General features: G+C 71.7%; 13 protein-coding genes and 1 tRNA gene. 6 read left to right on the top strand and 8 right to left on the bottom strand.

Annotated elements, in window-relative coordinates; all coding sequences use genetic code 11:
* Positions 1-139 precede the first annotated feature (139 nt).
* The gene (locus tag OM98_RS00595; RefSeq protein ID WP_010532615.1) at positions 140-424 is read left to right on the top strand and encodes a GlsB/YeaQ/YmgE family stress response membrane protein; all 285 of its coding nucleotides are present in this window, start codon (positions 140-142) and stop codon (positions 422-424) included.
* A gap of 73 nt (positions 425-497) precedes the next feature.
* Positions 498-1,232, top strand: a complete 735-nt coding sequence (locus OM98_RS00590; RefSeq protein ID WP_010532614.1) for a hypothetical protein — start codon at positions 498-500, stop codon at positions 1,230-1,232.
* Here OM98_RS00590 and OM98_RS00585 read toward each other — a convergent pair whose 3' ends face one another.
* Positions 1,233-1,898 (bottom strand): IMPACT family protein, encoded by a 666-nt coding sequence (locus OM98_RS00585; protein ID WP_010532613.1) that lies wholly within the window; start codon positions 1,896-1,898, stop codon positions 1,233-1,235.
* A 159-nt stretch (positions 1,899-2,057) separates the two neighbouring features.
* Between OM98_RS00585 and OM98_RS00580 the strand changes: the two genes are divergently transcribed.
* Both OM98_RS00580 and OM98_RS00575 read left to right on the top strand, forming a co-directional pair.
* The gene (locus tag OM98_RS00580; protein ID WP_010532612.1) at positions 2,058-2,723 is read left to right on the top strand and encodes a hypothetical protein; all 666 of its coding nucleotides are present in this window, start codon (positions 2,058-2,060) and stop codon (positions 2,721-2,723) included.
* A gap of 228 nt (positions 2,724-2,951) precedes the next feature.
* Positions 2,952-3,024: transfer RNA gene (locus tag OM98_RS00575), tRNA-Lys, on the top strand.
* 722 nt (positions 3,025-3,746) lie between these two features.
* Here the strand turns inward: OM98_RS00575 and OM98_RS14610 are convergent.
* Complete coding sequence (locus OM98_RS14610; RefSeq protein ID WP_245528694.1) at positions 3,747-5,378, bottom strand: HNH endonuclease signature motif containing protein; 1,632 nt, start codon at positions 5,376-5,378, stop codon at positions 3,747-3,749.
* A gap of 766 nt (positions 5,379-6,144) precedes the next feature.
* The gene (locus OM98_RS00560; RefSeq protein WP_010532609.1) at positions 6,145-6,723 is read right to left on the bottom strand and encodes an isochorismatase family protein; all 579 of its coding nucleotides are present in this window, start codon (positions 6,721-6,723) and stop codon (positions 6,145-6,147) included.
* Positions 6,724-6,810: 87 nt separating this feature from the next.
* On the opposite strand from OM98_RS00560, the gene OM98_RS00555 reads away from it, so the two are divergent.
* The gene (locus tag OM98_RS00555; protein ID WP_010532608.1) at positions 6,811-7,671 is read left to right on the top strand and encodes a formate/nitrite transporter family protein; all 861 of its coding nucleotides are present in this window, start codon (positions 6,811-6,813) and stop codon (positions 7,669-7,671) included.
* Between the two features lie 28 nt (positions 7,672-7,699).
* Here OM98_RS00555 and OM98_RS00550 read toward each other — a convergent pair whose 3' ends face one another.
* The 4 genes from OM98_RS00550 to OM98_RS00535 all read right to left on the bottom strand — a co-directional run bounded on the left by OM98_RS00550 (position 7,700) and on the right by OM98_RS00535 (position 11,637).
* On the bottom strand, positions 7,700-8,683 hold the full coding sequence (locus OM98_RS00550; RefSeq protein ID WP_010532607.1) for a Gfo/Idh/MocA family protein: 984 nt from the start codon (positions 8,681-8,683) through the stop codon (positions 7,700-7,702).
* The gene (locus OM98_RS16315; RefSeq protein ID WP_010532606.1) at positions 8,680-9,288 is read right to left on the bottom strand and encodes a DUF4282 domain-containing protein; all 609 of its coding nucleotides are present in this window, start codon (positions 9,286-9,288) and stop codon (positions 8,680-8,682) included. Before OM98_RS16315 ends, OM98_RS00550 begins: the two co-directional genes overlap by 4 nt.
* 98 nt (positions 9,289-9,386) lie before the next feature.
* Positions 9,387-10,799, bottom strand: a complete 1,413-nt coding sequence (locus tag OM98_RS00540) for a GntP family permease (protein ID WP_010532605.1) — start codon at positions 10,797-10,799, stop codon at positions 9,387-9,389.
* A gap of 61 nt (positions 10,800-10,860) precedes the next feature.
* Positions 10,861-11,637, bottom strand: a complete 777-nt coding sequence (locus OM98_RS00535) for an SDR family oxidoreductase (protein ID WP_010532604.1) — start codon at positions 11,635-11,637, stop codon at positions 10,861-10,863.
* Between the two features lie 181 nt (positions 11,638-11,818).
* On the opposite strand from OM98_RS00535, the gene fdhA reads away from it, so the two are divergent.
* Positions 11,819-13,036, top strand: a complete 1,218-nt coding sequence (fdhA, locus tag OM98_RS00530; RefSeq protein WP_010532603.1) for a formaldehyde dehydrogenase, glutathione-independent — start codon at positions 11,819-11,821, stop codon at positions 13,034-13,036.
* A gap of 312 nt (positions 13,037-13,348) precedes the next feature.
* On the opposite strand, the gene OM98_RS00525 is transcribed toward fdhA, so the two are convergent.
* Positions 13,349-13,702: a GNAT family N-acetyltransferase gene (locus OM98_RS00525; protein ID WP_010532602.1), complete on the bottom strand. Its 354-nt coding sequence runs from the start codon at positions 13,700-13,702 to the stop codon at positions 13,349-13,351.
* Positions 13,703-13,786 lie beyond the last annotated feature (84 nt).

The raw sequence follows: 13,786 nt of genomic DNA, 5'->3' as shown, positions 1-13,786 counted from the left end.
CTGATCCACGAGGCCACGACCCGGCGGTCCGACCGCTCGGTCGTGGCCTCGTGGGTGTCCTGACCCCGGATCCACCTCGCATGATGCACACTGGCGGGGCATTTCTTCCCCTTCCCCAACCCCGTGAGGAGTGAGTGACATGGGTCTTCTGTGGGCCATCATTTCCTGGATCATCATCGGCGGCATCATCGGCCTCATCGCCCGGGCGCTCATGCCGGGCAAGCAGGCCATGGGCCTGGGCATGACCATCGTGCTCGGCGTCGTCGGCGCGATCGTCGGCGGCCTGATCGGTGGCCTCTTCGGCGGCTCCGGCGTCAGCGGCATCATGGACAACCCGTGGAGCATCGGCACGATCGCGCTGGCCGTCGTCGGCGCCATCGTGGTGATGGCGATCTACGGGCTGGTCACCAAGAACCGCGCCTGATCCCCGCTCGACCGAGCATCTCGACGCCGCCCCGGGTCTCCCGGGGCGGCGTCGTCGTCTGTAGCGTGGGCGCATGGCCCCCAGCGCCCGTCCGGGCCGCGCGACCCCCGGTCCCACCGATCAGCTGCAGCACCTCGCGGCGCGCTACGGCCTGGCGCCGCGGCCCGAGGCCGCCCCGCTCGCGGAGCGCCCCCACCCCTCGCCGGGTCTGGCCGAGGCGCTCGCCGTGCCCTACTACGCCCTGCTGTACAACGCGAACGTGGTGCCGCGGGAGGCCGTCGCCCAGAAGGGCCGCCTGGGCGGGGTGCTCGCCGTCGACGTCACCGTGCACGACCGGCGCGTCGAGGCCGTCATCGACCGGGCCGAGCGGATCGCCCGGGTGCTGATGGCCGAGTACGACGCGGCCGGAGCCGTCTTCGCGATCCAGTCGCTGGAGTGGGACCAGGCCGCGGGGGAGGGGACCCTCGTGATCGAGGTGGCCTCCGGCCGCGGCAGCGGGGACTCCCTGGCCACCGTGGCCGGGGGCGACCTCAGCGCGGTGCTGGAGGCGATCCTCGACGCGGTGCGTCCGCCCGGGACCGCCTTCGCGATCTCCCGCGACCCGGTGGACCTGCGTGACGACCCGACCTCCGGCTGGCGATGGGTGCATCCGGTGCGGCCCGAGGACGCCATCGAGGACTTCACCACCCTGCTGCGGGATGCGGCTTTCGAGGTGCTGACGCTGCTGGTCAGCTCGCCGGAGGGGTCCTGCCGACCGCTGAAGAGCATCCCCGAGTGGTACGTGGACCTGCCGGGGTTGGACCCCTGATCAGGCGCCGGTGTCGCGGGGCACGTCGGCGCGGCGGGTCCCGTCCTGCTCGGGGGTGAAGCGGCCCGTGGACCAGCGGGCCACGTCGGCGACGAGGCTGTCGATGGTCGCCGGATCGGTGAGCACCGTGAGGGTGGCGGCACGGGCGCCGTAGGTCGTGTCCTCCACGACCGCGCCGCTCGTCTGCGCCCACAGCCGCAGCGCATGCTCGGCGATCCCCACCTCGGCGTGCGGCACCTCGAGCCGCACCACAGCCAGGTCGGTGCGGCGGAGCAGGGTCGCGGCGGCGACGGCCTGTTCGACGGCGGCGGTGTAGGCGCGGACCAGGCCACCCGCGCCGAGCTTCACCCCGCCGAAGTAGCGGGTGACGATCGCGAGGGTGTCCGTGAGCTCGGCGTGCAGCAGTGCCTGCAGCATCGGCATCCCGGCCGTGCCGGAGGGCTCCCCGTCGTCGCTGGAACGGTGGACCACCGGTCTGTTCGGACCGGGGGAGATGACCAGGGCGCTGCAGTGGTGGCGGGCGTCGGGGTGGGCGGTGCGTGCGGACCGCAGGTGCTCCTCGGCCTGCTCGGGGCTCTCCACCCGGTGCAGCCGGGTGAGGAAACGGGAGCGGCGCTCGACCAGCTCGGACTCGACGTCGTCGGCGAGCACGAGAGGATCGGGCATGGACCGATCATAGGAGAGCGCCCGGTCGAGGTGCTGGGTGACCTGGCGTCACGGTCGGGTATCGACCGCGGACGGCGCCACCACCGGGTGTGATGTGCGTTATACGGTCATTCCGTCGGCCTCCTCCGACCATCCCTCGACGATCCCAGGAGCCTCCTCATGAGCAGTCCTTACCCCGGCGCCCCGGGCAGCGGGTCCCAGCCCCCGCAGCAGCCGCAGCCCGGATCCCCGCAGCAGCCCGGCTTCTCGCAGCCGCCGGCCTACGGGCAGCAGCCCGGCATGCCGCCGCAGGGTGGCCAGTCCGCCCCGTCGAAGAAGAAGTCCAAGGCCCCGAAGATCCTCATCATCGTGGGTGCGGTGATCCTGGCGCTCAGCGTCGTCGTCGGGATCATCGTGACGGTCGTCGGCGCGCTGAACACCGCCGGCAGCATGGAATCGGTGGAGACCTTCTCGACCGGCTCGGGCACCTTCACCGCGGAGGAGGGGCAGCAGCTCATCGCCTACGCCCCCGAGGGCGCCACGCCCCCGTCCTGCAACATCTCCGGGCCCGGACAGATCGAGCTGGGCGACAGCACGACGAGCTACACGGTCACCGCGGACGGCCAGGCCTGGACGTCCTTCGACGACTTCACCGTGGACACTTCCGGGGACTACATGATCGACTGCTACGGCGAGGCCGTCGCGATCGGCCCGCCGCCCAGTGTGGGCGGCATCCTCGGCACCCTCGGCGGCGTCCTGCTGGGCCTGTTCGGGGGGTTCCTCGGCTTCGTCCTGCTGGTCATCGGCATCATCCTGCTGGTGGTCCAGCGGCGGAAGAACGCCTGAGCCTCCCGTTCTCCACGCGGCGGCATCCCTGGCGGGGTGCCGCCGCGTCGGCGTTCCAGGGGCGTCGAGCGTGGCAGGTCCGGAGCGTGCCGGGGCAGGCGCCTCCGAAGGCCACGGTCCTGCCAGCGCTCCCTCTGCCGTGCAGGGACGGTGCTCCCCAGCCCTCCGGCACGGGCACGGAGGTCGCCGCGCCGCCGCTAGGATGGTCGGGCTCGCGCTGGCGGGCAGGGGCCTCTAGCTCAGTTGGCAGAGCATCGGACTTTTAATCCGCGGGTCGTGGGTTCGATCCCCACGGGGCCCACCGTGGGGAGGGGCGAGGGCATGGGTGTCTTCCACCGTGTCGCCGGGGGACTCGAGCCGTGGTCAGCGCTCCGGAACGAGGGATTCCGTGGCTTCGTCCCCTTCGCCGACCTTCCCGATGTCGAGGTGCCGAGAGGCCCCGGTGTCTATGTGGTCGTGAGGGTGTCTGCGGAGTCACCGGAGTTCCTGTCGGAGAGTCCGGCGGGACGTTTCCAGGGGCGGGATCCGAGCGTCCCGGTCGACCGTCTGGATGCCCAATGGGTGGCCGACAGCCCGGTGGCGTACATCGGGAAGGCCTCGGGCGGTCGCCGGGGGAGACGCGGGCTCCGGAAGCGCCTGGACGAGTACCGTGGTTTCGGTGCCGGGGACCCTGTGGGGCACTGGGAGGTCGGTACGTCTGGCAGCTTCGCGACAGTGCAGAACTGCTGGTCGCCTGGCGTGAGGTGACGGACCGGGATCCGGAGGAGATCGAGTCGGAGATGCTCGGTGCGTTCGTCCGCGCGCACGGTCGCCTCCCGTTCGCCAACCTTCGTGGCTGACGCCGAATCCACCTCGCAGAGAACTGAGCCCGTGCTCACGCGGCCGTGGGACATGGCGGACGGCTGCGCGGCTCCGGACGCGCCTGACCCTGCACGTGCCGAGAGAGCCGTCACCAGGGTGGCGGCCTCTCGGCAGAGTGGGGATCGTGGCGCAGTGCGCGGGAGTCGGCTGGAAAGGTGGCGGTCAGAAGGGTGGTGGGTCCGTCCCCAGGGGAGGGCCGGTGCCAGCTCGGGGACCGGGCGGGTCGCCGGGACCGCTCCCCGTTCCGTGGCGAGCGCCGGATGAGTGTTTCCCGGTGATGGCTGCTCGGCGATTGATGGGCGCGGGCTCTCCGTTGCCGGCGGGGCCGGTACAGGTGGTTCCTGATGGAGCGGCCGTCGCTTGGGTGTCCGGGGCGTTCTCCGGGTCGGCGTCTGGCCGGGTGGTGCGGTGGAGGTAGGTGCCCCATGGGGTCTCGAGGTCACGGATGGTGTCCGGGGTCATGAGGTCGGTGTCGTCGCGGACCGTGGCCGGGGTGACGGGGCTGCTCGGGCTGCATGTCCCGGTGGGGCGGGGGATCCACCAGGTCGTGGTGCCGGTCTCGCGGGGGCTGGTGGGGGTGTCGCGGTGGGGGCGGAGTGTCCCGGCGGTCTTCATCTGGTGGTGGCGGGTGCACAGCAGGTGGAGGTTCTCCACCTCGGTGAGTCCACCCAGCTCGGGATGCTCGTGGTCGTACTCCGTGATGTGGTCGGCCTCCGCACCATGCCGCACACCCCTGGTGCAGCCGGGCACCGCGCACACCGGGTTGCGCAGGCGGAGGTGCTCCAGCATCCGCGCTGTGGGCTGGTATCGCTGCGCGGGCAACGGCAGGAACGTCCCCTCCGCCGGGTCGGTCAGGACCCGGTACCAGGTCGGTTCCCCGGCCGCGAGATCACGAGCCATCGCCGCGGGGATCGGGATGATGCCATCCAGCATCCCCGGCGCCTCGGAGAGACCGAGCAGGGTGAGGGCGGGGACGGTGACGTTCAGCCGGAACCGCTCCGCGGGCACCTCGATGCCACCGGTGTCGAGCATGCTGCGGGTGAGGACCTCGTAGCGCAACCGGCCCAGCGTCATCACCTCCCCGCTGGTCTCGATGGTGCCGTCGTCGAAGGGCACCGGGCCCTGGTCGGGGTGGGCGAGGTGCTCGCGTTGCCGGGTGCGGATCGCGCGGGCCGCGGCGTCCAGGCGGTGGCCGAGGGCGAGGATCTCCGGGGCTGGTCCTTGGACGAACAGGCAGGCGGTGCCGTCGTCCTGGTCCGGGGTGCCGATCGTGACCGACCGCTCCGGGACGGCAGGGGGTTCTGCCTGGTCGTCGAGGTCGCGGAGGTGGCGGATGGTCAGGGACAGGCGACGGCGGAAGGAGTCCTCCCCGATGCGCAGATCCCACCCTCCGACGGTCTTGTCGAGGGCCTGCTGGGTGGTCTCGGACAGGGCGCCGGAGACGCGGAGGACGCGGCGCATCCACCGCAGGGGAAGCTCCCCGGTCTCCATCAGGCCCAGGCAGGCAGGGAAGCACTGGGTGGTGCGGAGGGCTTCTTCCAGGAGGTAGCCGGCATGGCCGATGGTGGAGCGCAGGGCCTGCGCGAGCGCGTACTCGCACGCCTCGCGGTCGAACGACTCCCGGCCCTCCCCGACGGGACCCTCACACAGGTCCTCGGACAGGGCGATCACCCGGCGGAGCTGCCGGGCATGGGCGCGGGACTCCATCGCGGCGTGGTCCCACACCTCCCCCAGCAGCCGTGCTGCCCGGGAGTCCTCCTCGACCTCCACCCGCGCCGGGAGCGACTCCCGCACCCGCGGACCCGCCACCGACCCCACCGGCGCACGACTCCCACCACGACCCCGCAACCGCCGCGACAGCGCCGGGCAGCCGGAGCCCGCGCCAGAAGGCAGGGCAGAGGCGTGGGAGGCGAGCGCCGTGGACGGGGCAGGGGGTGGGGACGGGGACGGGGACGATGGTTGAGGTAGAAGGGATTGGTGCGGGGACGGGTCGACGATCGAGGGAGGGGAATCGCGAGCGGCCATCTCGGGCATCGCGAACAGCATCCCGGTGCCGCGCGTCTCCAGATCGTCGTCACCCATGAACCTCGCCCCCTTCCCGAGCCTGTGGCCTGCGCGGACCATTCATACATCGAACACGTGTTCGATGCATCGAGTCTACGGAACGGATCAGACAAACAACACCCCCGGCACCTCTTGGGGACAACTCGGGCAAGACGTGGCGCCAGATCTCGGGTGGGGCACACAGGGTCGGGGGCAGGGCTCAGCTCGACGGTGCGTATCCGGGGTTCCCGGGAGTGCGATCGGGCGCGCGACGCAGAGTCGCGCCGGAGCAGGGTGGGTCACGGAGAGAGAGAGACGGGCGTTGCGAACCCCCGGCGGTGACGTCCGGTCGCGTGGCAACAGGAAGGGGGCGGCGGGTGTGCCACGGAGTCGAGGTCCGCAGCACGCGGCGGCCTGGCGACGGCACGAGCTGGGAGGACGAACGGGGAGGGCCTGTGCGCGGGGATCGGCCTCCAAGGGTGGAAGGATCGCTGCTGCCGAGGTCCCCGAGCAGTCCCTATTCCGAGGCCACCAGCTCCGCCCCGGCGTGGGCCATCTCCGCGAGCGCGGCATCCGTCGTCCCCGGGGCCACGCCGGCCACCAGGTCGGTCAGCACGCGCACCCGGAAGCCGAGCTCGGCGGCATCCATCACCGTCGCCCGCACGCAGTGATCGGTCGCGATGCCGACCACGTCGACCTCCAGCACGCCGAGCCCCCGCAGCAGTTGCCCGGGGGAGGAGCCGTCCTCCGCGGTGCCCTCGAACAGCGAGTACGCCGGCACTCCCTGTCCCTTGCGGACGTGATGGGTCACGGCGGCGAGGTCCAGGTCCGGGTGGTACTCGGCGCCCGGCGTGCCCTGCACGCAGTGCACCGGCCAGGTGGTGCGGAAATCCGGCTCCCCGGCGGCGAAGTGGCCGCCGTTGTCACCCTCGGCCTCGTGCCAGTCACGGGAGGCGACGATCGCCCTGTAGTCCGCGACCCGCGCGGCGAGGTGGGCGCTCACGCCTCGGGCGACGTCCCCGCCGCCCTCGACGCCGAGCGCCCCGCCCTCGGTGAAGTCGTTCTGGATGTCCACGATCAGCAGTGCCCGTGCCATGACCCGACCCTATGTCCCTGACGCCCGCCTCCCACAAGGGGCCCTTTGGCCGGGACGCGGCCGCGGCGCCGTGGGACTCTATGGACCATGGCGGATCCGAGCACCCTGTTCCCGGGCAAGGTCTTCATCTCCACGGCGCTGGAGGCTCTGGACACGAAGACCCAGATGAGCGGCGCCCTGATCCGTGTCTACCTGATGCGGGCGGCGATGGCCGGGATCATCATCGGCACCATGTACCTCACGAACTACGCGATCATCGCGGGCTTCGCCGAGGTCGGGAACGGGGACCTGGCCCGCGTCGGCGCGATGGTCGGCGCGGCGGTCTTCGGGGCGGCCCTGGTCCTCATCTACTACTCGAAGTCCGAGCTGCTCACCAGCAACATGATGATCGTGTCGATCGGTGCGTACTACCACCGCACCGGCCTCGGCAACTCCCTGCGGGTGCTGGGGCTCTGCTACCTCGGCAACGCCCTGGGCGGTCTGCTCATCGCGGTGCTGGTGCGCTTCTCGACCCTCATCGACGGGGCCGTGGGGGAGCAGGTGGACCTGGCCGTCGAACACAAGCTCGCGTACATCGGCGAGGGCGTGACCGGCTGGGGCGACCTGCTGGTCCGGGCGATCTTCTGCAACTTCATGATCAACATCGCGATGCTCGTGGTCTACAACGGCTTCGTGAAGGAGGACCTGGCGAAGTGCCTGGTCATGGTCGCCTCGGTGTTCGTCTTCGCCTTCCTCGGCTTCGAGCACTCGGTGGCGAACACGGTGCTGTTCCTCATCGTCGGCCTGCAGGGCGGGCTCGATGTCGCCGCCGCCACCGGGAACGTCGCGATCGCGCTGGTCGGCAACTTCATCGGCGGCGGCGTGCTGATCGGCATCTACTACGCCTACGCCAACGACGACACCCGGGCCGAGCGCCGACGCCGACGCCGTCACCCCGCCCGGGACTGACCGCCGCCGACGGGGTCGACGACGGTGCTCAGCCCTCCCCGAGCCGCAGCCCCGCCGAGCGCGCCGCCGCGAGGGTGGTCGCGAGCACCCGCTGGCTGTGGTCCAGGCGCCGATCGCGCTCGGCGAGGTCCACCCCGTCGACGATCGCGACGAAGGCCCGGAACTCCTCGATCATGCGATGCGCGGGGACCGGCAGCTCGATCCGCTCCGGCTCCGCCCCGTTCGGGTACCAGTCGACGCCCGGCACCACGTTCGGCGGCCCCTCGACGACGAGCGCCCCGGCCGTGCCCTGGATCTTCGTGCGCGCCGGGCCGCCCGAGTCCTTCGCCGTCACGCACGCCGCGAGCGCGCCCTCGTAGCCGAGGGTCAGCACGCCCGACGTGTCCACGCCCCGTTCGATGGTCGGCGTGTACTGCACGGTCGACGGGGCGCCGAGCAGGCCCAGCACGAAGTGCACGGTGTAGACACCGAGGTCCATCAGGGCACCGCCACCCTGCGCCGGGTCGAAGGCGGGGGCGATGGTGCCCTCGCGGAAGGCGTCGAAGCGGGAGGAGTACTGCGAGTACTCGCACTGGATCATCCGCAGGTCGCCGACCCGGCCGAGGTTCTCCTGCAGCCAGCGGTAGGCGGGCAGGTCCACCGTGGTGATGGCCTCGACCAGGATCAGCCCGCGCTCCTCGGCGAGGGTCCGCAGCTCGGCGAGCTGCTCCTCCGCCAGCACGAAAGGCTTCTCGCAGATCACGTGGACGCCGGCCTCGAGGGCCTGCTTCGCGTGGGCGTGATGGAGAGAGTTCGGCAGGGCGATCCACACGGCGTCGATGCCCGGGTAGGCGAGGGCGGCGGCGTAGTCGGTGTACACGGCGCCGATGCCGTGGCGCTCCCGGAGGTCCTCCAGGGTGGCGCGGGCCGACTCGCGTCCGACGATCGCGGCCAGCTCCAGGCCGGGCACCTGCGCGGCCTGCGGCAGGAACTCCTGGACGATCTTCCCGTTGCCGACGACGGCGAGCCTCATCGGGAGCCCTTCTGCAGCGAGACCAGGTCCTCCGTGTTCTGGGCGGTGCGGATGGTGGCCACCGAGAACTCGAGGCCGAGGCGCATCGCGACGATGGCGATCACCGAAGGGATCCAGCCCAGCACGATCCCGATGATCAGCGGCCACGGGGTGAAGGAGGGGCCGTCGTAGTACATGCCGCCGCCGGCCAGGACGAAGCCCCAGATGATGCCGAACAGGATGTTCAGCACCCACACCAGCACCGCCACGACCCAGGCCAGCACGTACAGGAACGAGGAGAACTTCACGGTGATGAAGTGCTGGAAGCCGAAGTCGAACATCGCCGCGAAGAAGCCGACGTCCCGCGAGCGGCCGCCGGAGGAGTCCGCGACGGGGGCGAAGCCGGGGCTCGAGGTGGGGATCTGGTGCCCCTCCGGCGCAGGCGCGGCACTGCCGTAGCCGGCGGCGGGGGCGTCGTAGGGCGAGCCCCAGGACTGCGGGGCCGGCGCGGGGGAGCTGTAGGCCGGGGTCGGGGCCTGCTGGTCACCGGAGGCCGGGCCGCCGGGCTGCTGCCCCGGCTGCTCGGGCTGCGGGGAGGGGGAACCGGGGTAGGACTGCTGGGTCATCGGGGACTCTCTCTCGGATCGTGGAAGGGCGGGACGTGGAGGAGGCACGCCCGTCCGAGGATAGGCGTGCCTCCCGTCGTGAGGGCGAACGGTCCGGGTCAGATGCCGATCGCACCCGCGATGCCGTACAGCACCAGCGACAGGGCGAAGCCGATCAGGCCCATCGCGCCCTGGATCAGGGTCCAGGTGCCCAGGGTCTGCTTCATGCTCATCCCGAAGAAGCGGCTGACCAGCCAGAAGCCGGAGTCGTTGACGTGCGCGAAGCCGACGGAGCCCGCGGACATCGCCATCACCAGGGCGATCACCTGGAAGGTGGAGAAGTCGCCGGCGGCGACCACGGCGGCCATCAGGGAGGCGGCGGTGGTCAGGGCGACGGTCGCCGACCCCTGCGCCAGGCGCACGATCTGCGCGATCAGGTAGGCGGCGACGATGACGGGCAGCCCCACCTGGTTCAGGGAGTCGGCCACGGCCTCGCCGATGCCGGTGGTGCGCAGTACGCCGCCGAACATGCCGCCGGCGCCGGTCACGAGCACCACGGAGCAGATCGGGCCGAGGGCGGAGTCCTCGATCTTCTCGATCAGGGTCCCGGACTTCCCGGCACCCCAACCGAGCACGAACATCGACACGATCACGGTGATCAGCAGCGCCACCGGGGTCTCGCCGAGCATGCGCAGGGCGGCGACCACGGGCTGGCCGAGGAAGCCCTCGGGATCATCGGTGGTGGCGGCCACGGTGTTCAGGCCGGTGTTGAGCAGGATCAGCACCAGCGGCAGGGCGAGCAGCCCGATGATGGTGCCGACCTTGGGGGAGGACTCGAAGCCGGTCTCCTCGCCGCTGGCCGAGTCCAGCAGGTCGGGCACGGGCAGCTGCAGGCGGGCGCCGAGGACCTTGCCGGACAGCGGGGCGACGATCGTCCAGATGATGACGGCGAAGACGAGGCCGACGATGAGCACCTGGCCGACGTCGGCGCCGAGGGTGGCGGTGGCCGCGACCGGGCCCGGGTGGGGCGGGGAGAAGATGTGCATCGCGCTGAAGGCGACGGCGCTGGGCAGGGCGATCGAGAGGAACGAGGCGCCGGTGCGGCGGGCGACCGCGTAGATGATCGGCATCATCACCACGAGACCGGCGTCGAAGAAGATCGGGAAGCCCATCAGCAGGCTGGCCACGGACAGGGCGACGCCGGCGTGCTTCTCGCCGAAGATGTCCATCATCCTGTCGGCGAGGACCTGGGCGCCGCCGGAGGCCTCGATCATCCGCCCCAGCATCGCGCCGAGGGCGACCAGCATCATCACCTGGCCGAGGGTGGGGTAGAAGCCGACGCCGAGGGCCTCGACGAGGCGGTCCGGCGGGATGCCGGCGGCCAGGGCCGTGCCGATCGAGGTGATCATCAGGGCCAGGAAGGCGTGGATCTTGAACGCCATGATGAGCACGAGCAGGAACGCGACGGCGGAGGCGGCCAGGATGAGCAGGCCTGCCGTGCCGAGTTCCCAGGTCAGGACGAGGTCTTCCATGGGGGATCAGCCTCCTTGCTGAGGGGGTGGGGGAAACGGTGATGCGGCGACATCGGGCAGGCTAGACGACGGAGGTCATGCCGCCGTCGACGTAGAGCACCTGCCCGGTGACGAAGTCGGAGGCGGCGGAGGCGAGGAAGACGAGGGGACCGACGAGGTCCTCGGTCTCGCCCCAGCGTCCGGCGGGCGTGCGCGAGGTGACCCAGGCCGAGAACTCCTCGTCCTCGACCAGGGCGGCGGTGAGCTCGGTGGCGAAGTAGCCGGGGGCGACGGCGTTGACCTGGATGCCGTGCGGGGCGAGGTCGGCGGTGAGGCCCTTGGTGAGCATGACGACCCCGCCCTTGGTGGCGCTGTAGGCCGCGATGGAGGGGCGGGCGAGCTGCGACTGCACCGAGCCGATCTGGATGATCTTGCCGCTGCCGCGGGCGATCATCCCCGGGGCGACGCGGCGCGCGCACTTGAGGGCGCTGCCGAGGTTGGTGGCCAGCAGCTCCTCCCAGTCCTCGTCGCTGACCTCGCTGATCGGCGCACGGCGCTGCACGCCCGCGTTGTTGACCAGCACGTCCGGGGTGCCGTGCGCGGCCTCCAGATCGGTGAGGGCGGCGTCGATCGCGGCCGTGTCGGTGACGTCGAAGGCCGTCGCATGCACCTCGGCGCCGGTGTCGGCGGTGATCTCGGCGGCGACGGCCCGGGCGGTGTCGGCGGCACGGCCGTGGACGATGACCCCGGCGCCGGCGCGGGCGAGGCCGGTGGCGAGGGTGCGGCCGATGCCGCGGGTGGAGCCGGTGACCAGGGCCAGACACCCGGAGAGGTCGAACGGCGAGGGGCGGACGCTCATGAGGACTCCCGGCACGGCGGATCCGCGTCGCCGGCGGGCGACGGGCGCCGCCACCGTATCGCAGGACGCGCCCCGGGAAATCGCCGGGGCCTGCCCATTGCCTCCCCCCGGGGCGAGGGTGCAGGCTGGCGCCCACGGCCTCGAGGACGAGGTCGGCTGGACCCGAGAGGGAAGGACAACGATGTCTGAGAATCGCGCCGTCGCATACCAGGGACCGGGGAAGGTGGCGGTGGTCGACACCCCCTATCCCGAGTTCGAGCTCAAGGACGGGCCGGGCGTGAACCCGGCCAACATCGGCCGCAAGGTGCCCCACGGGGCCATCCTGCGCACCGTCGCCACGAACATCTGCGGCTCCGACCAGCACATGGTCCGCGGCCGCACCACCGCCCCCGAGGGCCTGATCCTGGGCCACGAGATCACCGGCGAGGTGGTCGAGGTGGGCCCCGACGTCGAGTTCATCAAGGTCGGGGACATCGTCTCGGTGCCCTTCAACATCGCCTGCGGCCGCTGCCGCAACTGCAAGGAGCGCAAGACCGGCATCTGTCTGAACGTGAACCCCGACCGGCCCGGCAGCGCCTACGGCTACGTCGACATGGGCGGCTGGGTCGGCGGGCAGGCCGAGTACGTGCTCACCCCCTACGCCGACTGGAACCTGCTGAAGTTCCCCGACCGCGACCAGGCGCTGGAGAAGATCCTCGACCTGACGATGCTCTCGGACATCTTCCCCACGGGCTTCCACGGGGCGTACACCGCCGGGGTGAAGCCCGGCTCCACCGTGTACATCGCGGGCGCCGGCCCGGTGGGCCTCGCGGCCGCCGTCGGCGCGCAGCTGCTGGGGGCCGGGGTGGTCATCGTCGGCGACCTCAACGAGGACCGGCTGGCGCAGGCCCGCTCCTTCGACTGCGAGACCGTGGACGTGTCGAAGGGCGACCCGCGGGACCAGATCGAGCAGATCCTCGGGGTGCCCGAGGTGGAGTGCGGCGTGGACGCGGTGGGCTTCGAGGCCCGCGGCCACGGCGACGGCGCCGCCACCGAGGCCCCCGCCACCGTGCTGAACTCCCTGATGGACCTCACCGAGGCCGGCGGCGCGCTCGGCATCCCCGGCCTCTACGTCACCGGCGACCCGGGCGGCGTGGACGAGGCCGCGCAGGAGGGCTCCCTGTCGATCCGGCTGGGCCTGGGCTGGGCGAAGTCGCTGTCCTTCACCACCGGCCAGTGCCCGGTGATGATGTACCACCGGCAGCTGATGCAGGCGATCCTGGCCGACAAGGTGCAGATCGCGAAGGCCGTGCAGGCCACCCCGATCACCCTGGACGAGGCCCCGCAGGGCTACGCCGACTTCGACCAGGGCGCCGCCAAGAAGTACGTGCTGAACCCGAACGGGTACATCCGCTCCTGATCGGACCTGGCCGGCCCGGACCGTCGTGCACGGTCCGGGCCGGTCCCCTCAGCCCTCGGGGGCCGGCTCGGGCCGGTGGCCGTCGCCGAGGTCCGGCTCCGGCAGCACCCGTCCGGGCCGCGCAGCAGGATCCGGTGCCCTCCCGGCAGCCCTCCATCAGGTCCAGCAGCTCCGCGCCGAACAGGTGCATGCCCATGTCGGTGGAGAGCTGCTCGAAGACACGCTGACCGCGCACGCTGTTGCCGTGCTCGCCGAGCCGCTCCGGGTCGGCCGCGGCCAGCTCCGGGATGTCGTCGGCGGGGACCGGCGTCCTCATCGGCGCAGCGCCTCCAGGTGCTCGGGGCGCACGCGGTCCACGTGCCCCTCGACGTCGTCGTGCGAGCCGAGCCAGCGCTTCACGTAGGTGCACACCGGCACGATGCGGAAGCCCGCGGCGACCGAGTCGGTCAGCGCCGTGCGGGTGAGCTGCGAGGCGAGGCCCTGACCTTTGTAGGCGTCGTCGATCTCGGTGTGGAAGAAGATGCGCTGGCGGGTGCCGTCCTCCTCGTGCTCGAGGTACTGGGAGAAGCCCGCCAGGGCCTCCCCGGAGAGCACCTCGAAGCGGTGGCGGCCCGGGTCCTCCTGCACGGTGACCTCAGGGGAGTCGGGACTGTCGGGGGTGGTCATGGCGGCCTCCTGGGCTCCGGGCGGCCCGCCCTCGCGCGGCGCCGCGTCCGGCCGAGACTACCCGGGCATCCCCGTCATCGCGGG

The sequence above is a fragment of the Brachybacterium squillarum M-6-3 genome, assembly GCF_000225825.1.
GTDB lineage: Bacteria > Actinomycetota > Actinomycetes > Actinomycetales > Dermabacteraceae > Brachybacterium > Brachybacterium squillarum.
The sequence above is the reverse complement of the archived record's forward strand: the minus strand, read 5'-3'. Positions and strand labels throughout refer to the sequence as shown.